The organism is Micromonospora sp. NPDC005161, assembly GCF_053599855.1.
The window spans coordinates 133,278-150,995 of record NZ_JBSFYQ010000006.1 but is presented as its reverse complement, the minus strand read 5'-3'; the positions used below and the strand labels follow the sequence as shown (position 1 = coordinate 150,995).

At 72.3% G+C, this 17,718-nt stretch carries 11 protein-coding genes; 3 read left to right on the top strand and 8 right to left on the bottom strand.

Going from position 1 to position 17,718, the window contains the following annotated elements:
* Nucleotides 1–20 precede the first annotated feature (20 nt).
* From ACWD5O_RS08485 to ACWD5O_RS08475, 3 genes are read right to left on the bottom strand one after another with little or no spacing between them, the layout of a single operon-like run.
* A complete protein-coding gene (locus ACWD5O_RS08485; protein WP_450084959.1) occupies nucleotides 21–2,123 on the bottom strand; it encodes an iron ABC transporter permease in 2,103 nt (700 codons plus the stop codon).
* A 5-nt stretch (nucleotides 2,124–2,128) separates the two neighbouring features.
* A complete protein-coding gene (locus ACWD5O_RS08480) occupies nucleotides 2,129–3,112 on the bottom strand; it encodes an ABC transporter substrate-binding protein (RefSeq protein WP_450084944.1) in 984 nt (327 codons plus the stop codon).
* Nucleotides 3,113–3,147: 35 nt separating this feature from the next.
* Complete coding sequence (locus tag ACWD5O_RS08475) at nucleotides 3,148–3,981, bottom strand: ABC transporter ATP-binding protein (RefSeq protein ID WP_354966802.1); 834 nt, start codon at nucleotides 3,979–3,981, stop codon at nucleotides 3,148–3,150.
* Between the two features lie 228 nt (nucleotides 3,982–4,209).
* Between ACWD5O_RS08475 and ACWD5O_RS08470 the strand changes: the two genes are divergently transcribed.
* Complete coding sequence (locus ACWD5O_RS08470) at nucleotides 4,210–5,643, top strand: FAD-dependent oxidoreductase (RefSeq protein WP_450084945.1); 1,434 nt, start codon at nucleotides 4,210–4,212, stop codon at nucleotides 5,641–5,643.
* A gap of 9 nt (nucleotides 5,644–5,652) precedes the next feature.
* Nucleotides 5,653–8,898 carry a BTAD domain-containing putative transcriptional regulator gene (locus tag ACWD5O_RS08465; protein WP_450084946.1) on the top strand — a complete coding sequence of 1,082 codons (3,246 nt, stop codon included), beginning with the start codon at nucleotides 5,653–5,655 and terminating at the stop codon, nucleotides 8,896–8,898.
* On the opposite strand, the gene ACWD5O_RS08460 is transcribed toward ACWD5O_RS08465, so the two are convergent.
* Nucleotides 8,899–9,726 carry an ABC transporter permease gene (locus ACWD5O_RS08460; protein ID WP_450084947.1) on the bottom strand — a complete coding sequence of 276 codons (828 nt, stop codon included), beginning with the start codon at nucleotides 9,724–9,726 and terminating at the stop codon, nucleotides 8,899–8,901.
* Nucleotides 9,723–10,703, bottom strand: a complete 981-nt coding sequence (locus ACWD5O_RS08455) for an ATP-binding cassette domain-containing protein (RefSeq protein WP_450084956.1) — start codon at nucleotides 10,701–10,703, stop codon at nucleotides 9,723–9,725. The genes ACWD5O_RS08460 and ACWD5O_RS08455 overlap by 4 nt, the downstream gene beginning before the upstream one ends.
* Before the next feature lie 316 nt (nucleotides 10,704–11,019).
* Here ACWD5O_RS08455 and ACWD5O_RS08450 point away from each other — a divergent pair, with 316 nt between their 5' ends.
* On the top strand, nucleotides 11,020–13,344 hold the full coding sequence (locus ACWD5O_RS08450; RefSeq protein WP_450084960.1) for an acylase: 2,325 nt from the start codon (nucleotides 11,020–11,022) through the stop codon (nucleotides 13,342–13,344).
* On the opposite strand, the gene ACWD5O_RS08445 is transcribed toward ACWD5O_RS08450, so the two are convergent.
* From ACWD5O_RS08445 to ACWD5O_RS08435, 3 genes are all read right to left on the bottom strand, one after another.
* Nucleotides 13,242–14,450, bottom strand: a complete 1,209-nt coding sequence (locus ACWD5O_RS08445; RefSeq protein WP_450084949.1) for a cytochrome P450 — start codon at nucleotides 14,448–14,450, stop codon at nucleotides 13,242–13,244. The genes ACWD5O_RS08450 and ACWD5O_RS08445 overlap by 103 nt on opposite strands.
* A gap of 568 nt (nucleotides 14,451–15,018) precedes the next feature.
* Nucleotides 15,019–16,299, bottom strand: a complete 1,281-nt coding sequence (locus ACWD5O_RS08440) for a sulfite oxidase (RefSeq protein WP_450084950.1) — start codon at nucleotides 16,297–16,299, stop codon at nucleotides 15,019–15,021.
* 72 nt (nucleotides 16,300–16,371) lie between these two features.
* Nucleotides 16,372–17,493: a DUF4185 domain-containing protein gene (locus ACWD5O_RS08435; RefSeq protein ID WP_450084961.1), complete on the bottom strand. Its 1,122-nt coding sequence runs from the start codon at nucleotides 17,491–17,493 to the stop codon at nucleotides 16,372–16,374.
* Between the last annotated feature and the right edge of the window lie 225 nt (nucleotides 17,494–17,718).

Below are 17,718 nucleotides of genomic sequence, written 5' to 3'. Positions count from 1 at the left end.
CTGGGGCTCGGGCCGGCGTGTTATCGGGGGTGGTTCGCCACGGCGCGGGAGCGCCACAGCAGCCAGACGAAGTACGGGGTGCCGATCATGGCGGTGACCAGGCCGGCGGGGATCTGGGCCGGAGCGATGAACGTCCGGCCGAGGGTGTCGGCGATGCTGACCAGCGCCGCGCCGAGCAGGGCGGTCACCGGAAGCACCCGGGAGTGGCGGCCGCCGACGAGCGCCCGGGCGGCGTGCGGGGCGACCAGGCCGACGAAGCCGATGACCCCGACGGCGGAGACCGCGGTGGAGGTGAGCAGCGCCGCCGCGCCGAGCGCGACCAGCCGGGTGCGCTCCAGCCGGACGCCCAGCACCCGGGGGGTGTCGTCGTCCAGCGTCATCAGGTCGAGTTCGCGCCGGGCGGCGACCACCGCCGGCGTGAGCACCAGCAGGGCGATCAGCACCGGAAGCACCTGTGTGGACGTGCGGCCGTAGGTGGAACCGGACAGCCAGGTCAGCGCCTTCCCGGTGTTCCACGGGTCGAAGGCGACGATCAGGTACGTGATCACCGCGGTGCCGCCCTGCCAGGCGCCGAAGCCGATCAGCACGAGCCGGTCGGAGCTGAGCCCGCCGCCCCGCCAGGCGAGGCCGTAGACCAGGGCGAACGCCAGCATCGCGCCGAGCCCGGCGACGCCGGAGACAGCCCACACGCCGGCCAGCGGCACGAACGTGAGCAGCGCGACCGCGCCGAGTCCGGCGCCGGCGGTGATGCCGAGGATGCCGGGTTCGGCGAGCGGATTGCGACAGACCGCCTGCACGGTGGTGCCGGCGACCGCGAGCGCCGCGCCGGCCAGGACCGCCGCCGCGACGCGCGGCCACCGCTGGTCCAGCACGAAGGTGTACGCGGGCCCGGTGGTGCCGTTGACCCAGTTGACGAGGTCACCGAGGAGCACCCAGGTGTCGCCGGCGAGCATGCCGACCGTCACGGCGGCGACGGTGACCACGGCGGTGACGGCGACGACGGTGCGGTGGACGGCCGGGGACCGGACGGCCGCGTGCCCGCCGGGCGGGCGGCGGGTGGGGCCGGCGTCGCGGTGCCGGCGGGCCAACCAGATGAGGATCGCCGCGCCGAAGAGGGTGGTGACCACGCCGGTGGGAACCTCCACCCCGGCCTGCCCGCCCATGATGGCGCGCAGCAGCACGTCGGAGCCGAGCACGATGACCACCCCGGCGATGCCGGACAGCGGCAGCAGGACGCGGTGCCGGTGCACCCCGGGCACCACGGGTGCGAGCAGCCGGACGATCACCGGGGCGCACAGGCCGACGAAGCCGACCGGGCCGGTGAGGGTCACCGCCGCGGCGGACAGCAGCACCGCCAGCACGGTGACGGTGAGTCGCGTACGCCGGACGTCGAGGCCGAGCACGGTGGCGGTGTCGTCGCCGAGGGCGAGGATGTCCAGGCGGTGGCCGAGCAGCACCAGCACGATGAGCGCGCCGACGATCACCGGGGCGAGCTGGGTCAGCGCGACCAGGTCGCTCTGCACCAGAGAACCGTTGCCCCAGGCGAACATACCGATGGTGGCCTGCTCGAACAGGAGCAGCAGCAGGGTGGTCACCGAGCTGAGCGCCAGCGCGGTCGCCGAGCCGGCGAGGATGAGTCGGGTGGTGCCCGCCTGTCCACCGGCGGACATCGCCATCACCAGGCCGGCGGCGGCCAGTCCTCCACAGAAGGCCAGTGCGCCGGCCGGCAGTGCGGGCAGCGAGACGCCGAACGCGGCGACCGAGACGATCGCCAGGTGGGCGCCCGCGTTGACGGCGAGTGTGTCGGGGGAGGCGAGTGGGTTGCGGGCGATCGACTGCAGCGCGGCTCCGGCGACATCGAGCGCGACGCCGATGGCCAGCCCGGCGAGCAGTCGGGGCAGCCGGGAGGCGACCAGGACGCGGGCCGCCTCGTCGTCCGCGCCGGCGGCGAGCCGCAGCAGGTCCAGGGCGCCGACGGTGGAGGTGCCCTGGGTGAGGTGCACCGCGCCGACCACGAGCAGCAGTAGGGTCGCGGCGAGGAAGACGGCGACGACGCGGGGCACGGCCAGCCGCCCGCCCGGAGCTGGCCGGGTGGCCGGCTCCGGGCGCGGGGGTGCGATCAGCACGGTCACACCGTGTAGGTCTTGACGAGCTGGTCGATGTACTGCTTGCCGGACAGCGGACCGCCGAAGGTCCAGACGCCGTCGGGCATCTTGTGCAGGTTGCCCCGCTGCACGAAGGGCAGCGACTTCCAGATGGCGTTGCCGGCGAGACCGTCGGCGAACACGTCGTCGCCGTCGGAGGCGTTGTAGAAGAGGTGCAGGTTCGGGCCCTTGAGGACGGTCATGCCTTCGACGTCGGTCTGGCCGAGGCCCCACACCTCGTCGGTCTTGCCGGTCCAGGCGTTGGTGAGGCCGAGCTGGATGCCGATCTGGGAGACGAGCGCGCCCTGGCCGAACATCCGGATGCTGACGGTGCTGCCCTCCTTCCAGCCGTCGGCGATGGCGAACGGGCGGCCGGCGGCACCAGCGTCGGCGATTTTCTTCTTGCCGTCGGCGATGGCCGCGTCGAAGTCGGCGAGCAGCTTCTGCGCCTCGGTGGTCCTGCCGACCGCCTTGGCGATCATGGTGAGCTCCGTGCGCATCCGGCCGAGGTTGTCCTTGGCGTCGCTGCCCTTGGCGACCACGACGGGGACGTACTTCTCAAGCTGGCTGACCAGGGTGCCACCCCGGTCGTCCTCCATCACCACCAGGTCGGGCTGGAGGGCGACGATCGAGTCGACGCTCGGCTCGCCGCGCGTGCCGACGTCCTTGACACCCGGGTCGAGCTTGGCGGCGCTGACCCAGGTGCCGTAGCCCTTGGGGTCGGCGACGCCGACGGGCTGGACGCCCAGGCTGACCAGCATCTCGACCTCACCCCACTCCAGGCCGACGACCTTGGTCGCCGGGGCCTTGAGGGTGACGTCCTTGCCGCGGCTGTCCGTGACGGTGACCGGCCCGCCGGCCGCCGAGGCCGCGGCCTCGGGGGTGGCGGTGTTCTCGGTGGTGCCGCAGGCGCTAAGCGACAGTGCGGCCACCACGGCGATGAGGGCGGTGAAACGGGTACGGGTCATGACGATCTTTCTCTGGTACGGAGCGGGGCGGTCGTTCAGACCGGGGTGCGGGTCAGGTGCCGTCCCACGGGGCGGGTGGTGACCAGCCCGCTGAGCGGGTCGGTGCTCACCTCGATCCGGATCCCGTAGGTCTCGGTCAGGGCGTTCTCGGTGAACACCGCGGCCGGGGTGCCGGTGGCGCGGACCCGGCCGTTGTGCAGCAGGACCACCTCGTCGGCCACGGCGGCTGCCTGGTTGAGGTCGTGCAGCACGACGCCGACGGCGACGCCGTGGTCGTCGGCGAGGTCACGGACCAGGTCGAGGATCTCCACCTGGTAGCGCAGGTCGAGGAAGGTTGTGGGCTCGTCGAGGAGCAGGACCGGGGTGTCCTGGGCCAGACAGGTGGCCAGCCACACCCGCTGCAACTCGCCGCCGGAGAGTTCGTCGACCGGACGGTCCGCCATCGCGGTGACGCCGGTGACGTCCATGGCCCGGGCGATGGCGACGGGACCGTTCGGATCCTCTGCCCGCCAGCGTCCCCGGTAGGGGTGACGCCCGTACCCCACCACGTCCCGGACGGTGACCCCGCTGGGTACCGGCCGGCTCTGGGCGAGCAGGGTGACCCGACGGGCGAACTCCCTGGCCGGCAGGCTTGCCGCCGCGCCGCCGTCGGCGAGGTGAACCATGCCGGCCTCGATCGGGTGCAGCCGGGCCAGGGCGCGCAGCAGGGTGGACTTGCCGCTGCCGTTGGGCCCGACGAGCGCGGTCACCGCACCCCGGCGGAGGCCGATCGCCGCGCCGTGCACCACGGTCACGCCGTGGTAACCCAGGCGGAGGCCGACGCCCGACAGGCGGTGTTCCCCGGTGGCCGACGCCAACTCCTTCTGCATGAGGTTAGGCTAACCTAACCATCGGATGATCTGTCAAGACGAGTCCCGACCTGCGTTTCCCGCCGCCTCCCGCGCATCGACGTCGTTGAGCGCGGTCCGTGTCCGGTGGCGGACGGCAGCTCGGTGAATACCAACGAGAAAATGCGGGTCCGCTGCCACTGACTGCGGCGGGTCTGGTGGTTACGGTCGTGGATGCCGAGGTTTCCCGACCACCCGAGGAGCGACCGTATGCCCCCCTCGCCGTCCCGGCTCTTCTCGGAGATAGCGACAGCGGAACGCCCGGCCGAGACCAGGGTGATCATGCGGCGGGCGGTGGTGCTCGGTGGCAGCATCGCCGGGCTCATGGCGGCTCGGGTGTTGAGTGACCATGCCGACGAAGTGCTCGTCATCGAGCGTGATTCGTCCGATGTGGATGACGGGCCGCGCCCCGGTGTGCCGCAGGGCAGCCAGGTGCACGCGCTGCTGCCCTCCGGTCAGATCCAGTTGGAACGCTGGTTTCCCGGCATCGTCGACGAGGCGCTCGCGCTCGGCGCCCCACCGCCGCCGACCGACCAGGGCGCGGCGAAGATCTTCGTGAACGGCGTGCTGGGGCTGCCGCCGGCGCCATCCGGCACCGGCCCGATGCTGATCACCACACGTCCGTTCCTGGAGGCGCTGGTCCGGCGGCGGACCCTCGCGGTCGACAACATCCGGATGGTGTACGGCCGGGCGGACGGCTTGGTCTTCGCCGACCGGCGCGTCACCGGCGCACGGTACGTGCCGGACGGCGGGACCGAGCCGATTGTCGAACCGGCGGACCTCGTGGTCGACGCGATGGGCCGATCCAGCCGGCTCAGCGACTGGCTGGCCGACAACGGGTGGCCACGCCCGCCGATGCGGCGGATGCCGATCAAACTGAACTACGCGACGGCGCTCTACAAGCAGGACCCGACGGTCAGCGACACCTGGGTGGTGGTCTACCACACCATGGCCGGCAAGGGCCGTTCCGCCCGGATCGGTGGGATCAACTCGGTCGAGGGTGGCCGTTGGATCATGCTGGTCGCCGGCTACGACGAGGACCGGCCCAGCCGCGACGTCGCCGACTTCACCGCCCGCTGCCGCCAGCACTATCCGCACATGTTCGGCGACATCGCCGAACGTGGCGAGATGCTCGGCGGGGTGGTCACGTACCACCAGGCGGACAGCCGACGCCGGGACTTCCACAAGCTCGACCGGATGCCCGCCGGACTGGTCGCGGCCGGAGACGCGATCGCGTCCTTCAACCCGGTGTACGGCCAGGGCATGACCTCCGCGATGCTGCACGCGTCCTGCCTGTCGGCGTACCTGCGCTCCGGCCCGAAACTGCACGAGGAGGCGGCGCGGACGTACTTCGACCAGGTGCGGGTGATCGTCGACGCCGCCTGGCAGATCTCCACCTCGGCCGACATCGAGCTCCCACACGTCGACGGCCCGTACCCACCCGGGTACAAGGTCACCAAATGGTTCGGTGACCTGGTCTTCCGGACGTCGCTGGCCGATCCGGTGCTCAACGCCCGGCTGGGCCGGGTCACCACCATGCTCGATCACCCGGCGACGCTGAGCCGGCCCGGCACCCTGCTCCGGGCGCTCCGGCTCGGCCTGTTCCGCGGCCGGCCCGCCGCCACCTCGGCGCACACCCCCTAGCCCTGCCGCATGGCGGCCGATGACCACCAGCGGGTTGCCGGCGGCTCGATGGACGAGGTGGGGGATGCTGGGTCCGTGCAGATCACCATCCTCGGGCCACTCGCCGTCGACGGCCGGCCGGTCCGGGGGGAGCGGCTCGCCGCGGTGGTCCGCGCGCTCGTCGACGCGCGGGGGCGGGCGGTCTCCACCACCCTGCTCGTGGACGCCGTGTGGGACGGCACGCCGCCCGACGACGCGACCGGCGCCGTCCAGGCGCTCGTCTCCCGGGTACGCCGTCTCGGGCTGCCCGTGGTCGCGGTTCCGGGGGGATACCGCCTGCCCGCCGAGGAGATCTCCGTCGACGCGGTCGAGGCACGGACGCTCGTCGAGCGGGGGCGTGCCGTGCTCCGTACCGGTGACGCCCCGGGCGCCCGCCACTCGGCCGACCAGGCCCGCGCACTGTTCCCCGAGGTCCCCGAACTCGTCACCGCCGAGGAAGCGCGCCTGTTCGCGGACGTCGCCGCGCTGCGCGCACAGGCCGCCCTCGCCGGTGCGGGGCCGTTCGACGAGGCCGACCTGCGCCGGCTCGTCGCGCGTACGCCGCCGGACGAGCCGTCGGCGGCCCTGCTCGTCCGGGTGCTCGCCGCCCAGGGCCGGGACGCGGACGCGCTGGAGGTGGTCGAGCGACTCCGCGCCGAACTGGCGGACCGCTACGGCACCGACCCGTCGCCCGTGATCACACAGGTCCACCTGGCGCTGCTGCGCGGCGAACTCACCAGCCCGGCCGTCGTGGCGCCACCCCGGCCTCCGGCGCGGATCGCCCTGCCCGCCGCGTGGCGGCGGCCGGTGACCGCCCTCGTCGGCCGGGAGCGGGACGTCGAGACCGTCGGCGGAGCGCTGACGGAGGCGCCGCTGGTGACGATCGTGGCGACCGGCGGCGCGGGCAAGACCCGGCTCGCGGCCGAGGTGGCGCGGCGCGCGGCGGCGGCCGGGCAGACGGTACGGGTGATCGAACTCGCCGGCCTGCGCTCGCCCGACGCTGTGCTGCCCACGGTGCTCGCGGCACTCGGCGGAGCGGACACCTCGGCGACCGGCGGCAACCTGGGCCTCGAACGGCGGGTGCTCAGCCCCGAGGAACGGTTGCGCGCCGTGGCGCCGGACCTCGACGGGCTGATCGTGCTCGACAACTGCGAGCATGTTCTCGACGCGGCGGCCACCGTCGTCGCGGACCTGATCGCGGTGGTCCCGCCCGAGGTCGCCGTCCTCGCGACGAGCCGGGCCCCGCTCGGCCTCGCCGGCGAGCTGGTCCACCGCCTGACCGTGTTGTCCGACGACGACGCACTCGGGCTGGTGGAGGCCCGGGCGAGGGCCGGAGGCGCGGTGCCCACCTGGGACACCGAACGGGCGCTCGCGCTGTGCCACCGACTCGACAACCTGCCGCTGGCTCTCGAACTGGCCGCCGCGCGACTGCGGCACATGCCGATCGACGACGTGCTCGCCGGGCTGACCGACCGGTTCGCGCTGCTCGACGACGCGTTGCGGGGCCTGCCGGAACGGCACGCGAGCCTGTGGGCGATGGTCGACTGGAGCCGGGAACTGCTCGCGCCCGACGACCGCGAACTGCTCCAACGGCTCGCGTACATTCCCGCGGCGTTCACCGCGGACCTCGCCGCCGCGGTCGCGCGGGCCCCGGACGTACGACGGGGCCTGGCGACGCTCGTCGAACAGTCTCTGCTGACCCTGGTCGAGGGGGACGACCCGCCCCGCTACCGGATGCTCGAAACCGTCCGCGAGTACGGTGAGGCCCGGCTCGACGCGGCCGGTGACCGGGATCCGGCCATAGCCGGCCTGGTCGGTTGGGCCCGGGAGCAGGCGGTCGCGGTCGCGGACCGGTTCGTCGGGCCCGGCCAGATCGAGGCGCTCGCCCGCTGCGCCGCCGAGCAGGAGAACCTGATCGCGGGCCTGCGCTGGGCTCTCGGGTCCGGTGACGAGCCGGCCACGGTCGATATCGCCACCGCGCTGTTCCACCTCTGGTCGGTGCGCGGCCTGCACCTCGAGGTCGTCGGCTGGGCGCGGGGTCTGCTGCACGTCGAGGACCCGGACCGGAGGCGGGCATCGGCGATCCTGCGCGGACGGGCCGCCGGCCGGCCGCTGCCCGACGCCGACCGGCTGGCCTGGATGTGCCTGGTGATCGGCGTCAACGCCGGTATCGGCGGCGAGCTCCGGCTCGCCGTACTCGCCCGACGGGCCCTGCGAACGCTCCTCGCCGAGCGGCCCGCGGAGATGTCGCCCCGGCAGATCGTTCTCGCGTCGGCGTTGCCCGCGTTCGACGCCTCCGACACGGACCGGGGCATGAAGGGCGCCGCCGAGATGATCGCGCACCCGGACCCGTACGTGCAGGGCCTCGGCCACTTCGCCCGCGCCGCCATCCAGGAGAACGGCGGCATGGCCGAGCCGTCGGTGATCGACGCCGAGCAGGCGTACCGCCGCTTCGAGGTGGCCGGTGACCACTGGGGCATGGCCATGGCGGCGGGGGCCATCGGGCAGTTCCTGATTCCACGCGGGGGCGCCGACTCGGCCGAGTGGTTGGCGCGCAGCATCCGGCACATGGAACTGATCGGCGCGGCGCAGGACGCCCGGTCGACCCGGGTACGGCTGGACGCGCAGCTTGCCCTGACCGGCGACCCGGAAGCCGAGCGGCGGCTGGGCGAGGCGGCGACGCCGGGCGAGGCCGAGGACATGGACTCCGCGCTGGCACGCCTCGGGCTGGCCCACCTCGCGTGGCAACGCGAGCGGTACGACGAGGCGCTCGCCCACGCCGACGGGGTGACCCGGAGGCTGGCCGGCTGGGCCGGCGGGCCACCGCAGCCCCGCGTCATCCTCCGGGTCGCGGTGGCGGTCCTCCAGCTGCGGGTGGCCCAGGTGCGACCTGGCTCCGGGGAGGACGCCGACACCACCGCGACCACGTTGCTGAGGCTCGCCCGGGAGGAGGCGCTGTCGACGAGGGACCTGCCGGTGATCGGGTCGTGGGCGCTGGGTGGTGCCGAACTGGCGGCGTACCGGGGTGACATCGCGACCGTGCGGGAACTGTTCGCGCTCGGGGCGCGCGTCGGCGCCACCTTCGGGTTTCTCGCCCCGCCCGGTGACGCCGAACGGCTCACTGCCGCCCTCGGGGACGAGGAGCAGCGTGAGCCGTTGCTGGCCGTGTGGCGCGAGCGGCCGGCCGCCGCGGTCATCGCCCGGGTCCGTGAGCTGATGGACGACCTGCTCGCCTAGCTAGATCTTCTTGCGGTACGCGCGCAACGCCAGCGGCATGAACACCGCCACGAAGCCGGCACACCAGGCGAGCGTCCACCACACGTGTGAGCCGACCGGTGTGCCGAGGAACAGCCCGCGCACCGCGGCCACCAGGTGGGTCATCGGGTTGACGTCCACGAACGCCTGCATCCAGCCCGGCAGGGTGTCGGCGCTGACGAACACGTTCGACGCGAAACTCAGCGGCATGATCAACGCGAACATCAGGCCCTGCACGGCGCCCGGGGTACGCACCTTCATCGAGACGAACACCGGCAGCCAGCTCAGGCAGAGCGCGAACAGCACCGCGAGCAGGCAACCGGCGACCGCCCGGAGCGGGTCGGAGTCGATCCGGAAACCGAGCACGTAACCGATCGCGAGGGTCGAGATCGTGACGATCACGTACCGTACGACGTCGCCCAGGACCGCGCCGACCAACGGCGCCGAGCGGGGGATCGGCAGCGACCGGAACCGGTCGAAGATGCCCTTGGCGATGTCGGTGTTCAGGTTGACGCCGATCGCGATGGCGCCGGTGGCGATGGTCTGCGCCAGGATGCCGGGCAACAGGAACTGCAGGTAGTCATGGGTGGACCCGGCGACCGCGCCGCCGAAGATGTACACGAAGATGACCAGGAACAGCACCGGTTGCAGCGTGACGTCGATGAGTGCCTCGGGGGTACGCCAGGTCTTGATGAGGCTGCGTTTGGCGAGCGCCAGGGAGTGCCGGACGAGCCGGAACGGTCGCGGGTTCGGAACGGCCGTCGAGAGCGCCGGGCTCTTCGCGGGTGCTGCGCCGACCAGGGTGCTCATGCGGCGACCTCCTTCAGGCTGGTGGTGTCGTCCTCGGATGCGGTACGCCCGGTGAGGGTGAAGAACACCTCGTCGAGGCTCGGCAGGTGCAGGGAGAGTTCGGTGACCGCGATGCCGGCGGCGGCGAACCGCGCGACGCTCTCGATCAGGGCCTCGTCGTCGGTGACCGGCACCGCGAGCACGCCCTTGCGGATCTCGTCGGCCTGCGCGCCGGAGCCGACCTCGGACAGGATCGCCGCGACCCGCCGCAGGTGCGCGGGGTCGGACGGCCGGACCTCGAGGGTCTGGCCGCCGACCACCCGCTTGAGCCCCTCGGGTGTGTCGTACGCGATGACCCGGCCGTGGTCGATCACCGTGATCGCGTCCGCCAGCGCGTCGGCCTCCTCCAGGTACTGCGTGGTGAGCAGCACGGTCGAGCCGTTCGTGACCAACGACCGGACCACGTCCCACATGTCCTCGCGCTTGGCCGGGTCGAGCCCCGTGGTCGGCTCGTCCAGGAAGATCACATCCGGCGAGCCGACGAGGCTCGCGGCCAGGTCCAGGCGCCGCCGCATACCGCCGGAGTAGGTCTTGGCCTGCCGGTCTGCGGCGGCGGTCAGATCGAACCATTCGAGCAGTTCGGCGGCCCGCCGTCGGGAGCCGTTGCGCCCCAGCTCCAGCAGCGTGCCGAACAGCTCCAGGTTCTGCCGTCCGGTCAGGTCCTCGTCGACCGAGGCGTACTGGCCGGTGAGGCCGATCGTCTGCCGGACCCGCTCGGCGTCGCGTACGACGTCGAAGCCGCTGATCCGGGCGCTGCCGCCGTCCGGGGCCAGGAGCGTGGAGAGGATGCGTACGGCGGTGGTCTTGCCGGCGCCGTTGGGGCCGAGCACCCCGAGCACCGTCCCCCGGGGCACGGCGAGGTCCACGCCCTGAAGCGCTCTCGTCCGCCCGAAGGTCTTGACGAGGCCCTCGGCCTCGATCACCAGGTCAGTTGTCATGTCGTAGAGCCTGCGCGGGTCGCCTGACACCGCCCTGACACGCCGCCGACACGGGTGCCGACACGCCACCGACACCGAGGCCCGACGCGTCGCCGAGGCGGTGGCGGCCTCGCCGCCGCGCGCCGGCGGGCTGCCACTGAACGCACCACGGCGCGCGGTCGGCGCGCCGGGGTGTACGGAACGGCACGGCAGCGACGAGAATGCCGACCAACGTGAATGTCTCTCCGGCAACGACGTCTGGGGGACGCGACGGGGGGAGGACGCGGTGACAGCAGCACAACGCCTCGGCGCGGCGGGGGTGGTCCTGGGCCTGGTCATGGCCGGGTTGACGACACCCCCGGCCGGCGCGCACCAGCGCGATCGCGGCTACTCGGCCGAGATCCGCCGCGCGTCCTACGGCGTCCCGCACATCACCGCCACCAGCTACGCCAACCTCGGCTTCGGGGTGGGGTACGTGCAGGCGGAGGACAACCTCTGCGTGATCGCCGAGAAGGTGGTGACGGTCAACGGCGAGCGCTCCCGCTACTTCGGCGCGACCGGCCCGACCGACGCGAACGTGCGCAGCGACCTGTTCTTCCGCAAGGCCATCGACGACCGGACGGTGCAGCGGCTGCTCGACGGCCGCCGCGACGGCGTGCACTCGCCGTCCAACGACGTCCGCGACCAGATCCGCGGCTTCGTCGCCGGCTACAACTCCTACCTGCGCCGCACCGGTGCGGCGAAGCTCACCGACCCGGCGTGCCGGGCCAAGCCGTGGGTGCGCCCGCTCACCGAGCTGGACATCTGGCGTACCACCTGGGCCAGCATGGTCCGGGCCGGCTCCCGGGCGGTGCTCGACGGGATCGTCGCCGCCGCACCGCCCACCGCCACCGGCCCGGCCGCCGCCCAGGACGCGCCCGGCGCGGCCGCGGTGCTCGCCGCGAAAGACGGCGCGCCCGCCGGGGTGGGCAGCAACGCCTACGGGCTCGGCGAGGCGGCGACCGCCAACCGGGGCGGCATGGTGCTGGCCAACCCGCACTTTCCATGGGACGGCGCGGAACGCTTCTACCGGATGCACCTCAAGGTGCCGGGTCGGTACGACGTCGAGGGCGCCGCGCTGATCGGCGACCCGATCGTCGAGATCGGGCACAACCGCACCATGGCGTGGAGCCACACCGTCTCCACCGCCCGGCGGTTCGTGTGGCACCGCCTCGCGCTGGTTCCTGGCGACCCCACGTCGTACTACGTGGACGGCAAGCCGCGAAAGATGACCACCCGCACGGTCACCGTCCAGGTGCCCGGCCCGAGCGGTGGCACGGTACCGGTCAGCCGGACCTTCCACGACACCCACTTCGGGCCGGTCGTGGTGGTGCCCGGCACCTTCGACTGGACCGCCGGCACCGCGTACGCCATCACCGACATCAACGCCACCAACAACCGGGCCTTCGACGGCTGGTTGCAGATGGGCCGCGCCGAGACGGTCCGCGACCTGAAGCGGGTGCTCGACCGCTACCAGTTCCTGCCCTGGGTCAACGTGATCGCCGCCGACGCCCGCGGTGAGGCGCTCTACGCCGACCACTCGGTGGTGCCCCGGGTGACCGACGCCCTCGCCGCCGCCTGCATCCCGGCGCCGTTCCAGCCGCTCTACGCCAGCAGCGGCCAGGCCGTCCTGGACGGCTCCCGGTCGGCCTGCGCGCTCGGCGCCGACCCGGACGCCGCCGTGCCCGGCATCCTCGGCCCGGCGAACCTGCCGGTCCGCTTCCGCACCGACTACGTCACCAACTCCAACGACAGCTACTGGTTGGCCAACCCGCAGGCCCCGCTGGAGGGCTACGCGCGGATCATCGGCGACGAACGCACCCCGCGCAGCCTGCGGACCCGTCTCGGCCTCGACCAGGTGCAGCAGCGCCTCGCCGGCACCGACGGTCTGCCGGGGCGCGGGTTCACCGCCGACCGGCTGTGGCGGACGGTCTTCGGCAACCGGGTGTACGGCGGTGAGCTGGTCCGCGACGACCTGGTGGCGCTCTGCACCGCCCAGCCCACCGGCACCGCGTCGAACGGCGCGACCGTCGACCTGCGTGCCGCCTGCACCGCACTGGCCCGCTGGGACCTGCACGCCGACCTGAACAGCCGCGGCGCGCACCTGTTCACCGAGTTCGTCCTGGCCAACGGGCTGCGCTTCGCCGACACCTTCGCCGTCAGCGACCCGGTGCGCACGCCGCGCCGGCTCGACACCACCAACCCGGGCGTCCGCACCGCGCTCGCCGACGCCGTGCAGCGCCTCGCCGGCATCCCGCTCGACGCCCGTCTCGGCGACATCCAGACCGAGCCGCGCGGCGACCGGCGTATCCCGATCCATGGTGGACGCGCCGAGGCCGGCATCTTCAACATGATCATCAACAACCGGGTGCCGGGCGTCGGCTACCCGAAGGTGGTGCACGGCTCGTCGTTCGTGATGGCCGTCGAGTTGGGCCCGCACGGGCCGTCCGGGCGGCAGATCCTGACCTACTCCCAGTCGACCAACCCGAACTCCCCCTGGTACGGCGACCAGACCGCGCTCTACTCCGGCAAGGGCTGGGACACGATCAAGTACACCGAGGCGCAGATCAAGGCCGACCCGAACCTGCGCACGTACCGGGTGAGCGAGGGCCGCCACCACTGAGACGCGGCCCGGCCGGGCTCCCTGGCGGGGAGCCCGGCCGGTTCGGTCGGCGCCTCCGTAGAGCTGTCCGGCTCAGCGGGGGGCGTGCTGTGCGGAGGCGGGTGCGCGAAGACCACGGAGTCCCGGTTGGCGGCTCCGATCAACAGCAGGCAGCGTGCCCCGGCGGGTATGGTGACGTCCCCCAGGGTGACCTGTCGGCGGGTCACCCTGAGCCAGCCGTCGATGGCGGGTGCGAACCGGAGCGTCTCGGCCACGAACGCGGGGACGGACAGCGGGTCGGCGGCGATCGCCCGCCACCGCTGCGGGCTGGACAGCGCCTGGTCGAGGGCGTGGGAGAGCAGCCCGGCGGTGGTCTCGTGGCCGGCGACCAGGAGGTTGAAGGCGAGGCTCGCCACCTCGGTCACGGTCAACACGTCGTCGCGGTAGGTCAGGGCCCGGCTGATGAAGTCGTCGCCGAGGTGCCCACCGTCGGCCCGTTGGCGGACCAGTTCCTGGCAGTAGTGCCAGAACTCGAGCAGACCCTGCGCCAGGCGTACCTGTTCCTCCGGATCGGGCCGCCCCCAGATGAGGGCGATCTGGCCGTCCGCCCAACTCCGAATCCGCCTGATGTCGGCGTCGGGCACTCCGAGGATGTCCAGGACGACCAGCAGGGGAAGCGCGGTGGCGAATTCCGGGACGAGATCGACCTGCCGGCCCTGGCGGGCGACCAGCCGGGACACCAGCCGGGACACCAGTTGGTCGACCCGGCGACGGACGATCGGGCCGTACTGGGCCTCGACCCGGTCCGGGGTGTTCGCGAAGGTCGCGCGCAGGGCCCGACGGGTGCGGGGGTGTACGGGCGGATCCGCGGCGGCGGTGGTGGGCGGCGCGTCGATCTGCATGATGACGCTCATCGCCTCCGGGCAGACCTCGTAGACCGGAGCGAGTGTGAGGGCGTTGCCGAAGGTCCCGGCATCGGCGAGCGCGGGCCGGACGTGCTCGTGCCTGCTGATCAACCACAGGCCCAGATCCTCGGCGTAGTGCACCCCGGCGGGATCGTCGAGAATGCGTCGCCACACGCTGGCCGGATCGCTGAGATAGGTCCCGGTGAACGGATTCAACCGCATGTAACGCCTCCTGTTGCGCGCGGCGTGAAATCGGCAGCGCCCCCATTCAGCGAACCGCGTCAGTCGGGCCGATAATGGCGCGCATCTGCCTCTTACTCTTCACGGTGCGCTGACGAGCTGCACAAGTCAAGATTGGCAGTCGTCTATTTATTGGACGTCGTAATTGCGTGGTGCAACGGACGGGTCAATGCCGGCCGGATGCAAGTTGCGAGCCGGTCCTTGCCTGCGTCAGCGCAGTTGAGCGGCCCGGATCGGGGTGCCCGGGAGCCGGCGCCGAGCGCCGTGCCGGTCCTGGTTGGCCGCGACGTTGCGGCCAACCGAACGGAGACGGACCCGATCGGACCGACCACGACGGACGGTGGGGATAACCGGTCGCCGCATTTCCCTCATGACCGGGGAAACGACCACCACGACGGCAGGTGACGCCGCATCGGTTGCCCGCCGCGTGGTGGGAGCGAGGGGCCGCGACGCGCGGTTCCGGTGGGCGAGCGACAGCGCCGAAAGCGGACCAGACCCACGTTTCCACAACTGCGAAACGCGGTGTACGGGTACCGCCCTGCCGCCGGGGTCAGTCGACCGTCACCGGGTGCCGGACGATGCCGTCGAACACGTACCCCAGGGCATTGAGACGGGCCTGTTCCGACTGGCCGGCCCCGGTGACGTCCGTGGCCCGCGCGCGCACGGTCCACCGGCCCGGCCCCGGCGGGCGCCAGACGGCCGTCCACCGCTGCCAGGCCCCGCCCTCGTCGTGGCGTTCCAGGGTGGCTGGCTGCCAGTCGTCGCGATCACCCGTGCTGATCTCGACGGACCGGATCGGCCCGTTTCCGGACCAGGATCGTCCCCGCAGCAGCACGTCCACGCCTGCCGGCAGGCGTGCGTCCCAGGGCAGTTCGAAGGCGCTCTTGACTGTCTGGGTCGTCAGAGGGTCGCCGTCGGCGGGATGACCGGGGCCGAACATGCGGTAGAACTGGGTGTTCCACGGTGAGAAGAGGGCTGTGGCGGAGACCTCCACGGGGCCGACCCACTTGATCGAGGCGATACCGATCCAGCCCGGCACCACCAACCGCACCGGGAAGCCGTGGTCGGCCGGCAGTGTCGTCCCGTTCATCTCGTACGCCAGCAACACGTCGTCGAGGGCCTTGCCGACGGGAAGTGGTCGGCGCACCCGGCCGAGGTTCACCCCGCCGGTCACGTAGTCCGGATCCAGGCCCTCGGGCTGCACGTCGACCGCGGCGTCGGTCAGGCCGGCGTGGCGGAGCACGGTCGAGAGTCGTACGCCCCGCCAGCGCGCCACCCCGACCGCGCCGAGACCCCACGCGACCCCCGGCGTCTCGTGGGCCTGCTGGGAGGCGAAGTGGCGGCGGCCGTTGCCCGCGCACTCCAGCAGGGCCGTGGTCTCCTCGGCGGGCATGGTCCGCAGGTCGTCGTAGTCGAACTCGACCGCGTCGTCCCGCGTCGGGCTGCCCCGCAGGCCGGTGCCGAACAGACGCAACCGCCACGTGTCGACATCCACCCGCGGGGTGCTTGTGTGGTTGCGGACGAAGAACCGGTCAATCGGGACCACGTGGCCCTGCCCCGCCATGGCCTCCCACCGCATCTCGGCGTTGCTGTCGTGGTGGGTGAGCAGGCCCGGGGGGAGCGGCTTGACGATCGCCGCACCAGCGGTCGGCTCGGGCGCGACACCGGCGGGGCGAGGTTCGTCGGCGGCGGCGGCGAGCGCGCCCATCGCGGTGCCCAGCTCGATCAGCTGCCGGCGGTCCACGCCTTCGCCTCGGGCGTGCCCGGACAACCACTGCCGTGCGCGGCGGGCGTCGTGCGCGGCCTCGCCCGACGGGAGGGAGGCTGTCACGCATGGGCCCCTAATGGCTCGACGGCTGGTAATCCAATTCAAGCAGTAGGAGTACCCGCCGGGTCACCGGGGTCAGGCCGAGCCGACGAACTGGCTGACGTGGTAGGCGTTGCTGCGGCCGTCCGGCGTACGAGTCCATTTCGAGACCATCAGGTGCAGGTCGTTGGCGTCGCGGCTCGACCAGGGATGGATGAACCCACCGTAGAGGGCAGGCTCCTGCCAGCTCGTGACCTGGATCTTCTCCGCCGTCCACACCTGGTCCGGCCCCGGAGCGGTCCGGGTGACCAGACACCCCGTCTGGCAGTTCAGGTACGACATGACCCAGGTGCCGTCGCCCAGGCGGCGTACGGACGGCTCGCCGAAGCGGCCGGTGAGGATGGGTGTGCAGGGCCGTCCCCAGCCCCAGTTCGTGCCGTTCCAACCCCACCCCTCATACGATTCGGGGTAGAAGAGGCGGTCCCACCGGACGCGACGCAGCATCATCGGGCCGTTCTGGCGGCCTGCTCGTACGGAGATGACGTAGACGTGATCACCGGCGCGCTGCATGGTCCACATCTGGAACGGATCCTTGTTGTCCGAGCTGTTCCACCACTTCAGGGGCGTACGGATGAAGTCGTTGCCGTTGTCGGAGTAGGCCAGCCCCGCGTAGCGCGACTTCCAGTGGGGTCCCGCCGGGCCGGCCGAGTTCCAGTTCTCGATGCTCATGTACGAGATGAGCTGCCGGCCGGTCTCGGGGAAGCTGATGCCGTCGTTGGGGATGACGGTCACCTCCGGGAGACCGTCGATGCCGATGCCGTGGTGGCCGTTGTGCATCAGCTCGGGAGCCCGGCCGTTGCCCGCGACCCGCGCTGCGCTGTCGAAGACCACTCCGTCCGGCGCGCCCGGGTGGACGGCGGAGCGCAACATGACCGGTGACCGCCAGTCGTTCGGCAGGGGTGGGCCCTCCGGCCACGGCGTGTCGAAGGTGTCACCGAAGAGGTAGCCGATCGACCCGTTCTCCAGCACGTAGGGGATGCCGAGGTCGGTGCCGGCGACCCGCCACCGGCTGTTGGTGTCGAGGTCCGCGCCGGTCAACCGCTTCTTCCACACGGCGGCCTGGGCCGGCCCGGGCGCCGTCAGGACGGCCCCGGCGCCCCCGAGGGCGCTGGCGGCGCCAACCGCGGCGACGCGACCGATGAACGAGCGGCGACGCATACCCATGGCGGGTCCTCTGCTGGTGAGCGGCCGGACATCGATTACCGGCGAGTAAACCTGCAACCACCATCGATGTCAATACCTGCCCGCTGCCGCCCGCATGGTGAAGGAAATCTTCGGAACGCATTGACAGGAATCATCGCCCTGATGGCACACTCGGCAATCGATATCAGCGCCGGAGACCGGTACGCGAAGCCCCGAGCTGACCCCCCCGACCCTGCGAGG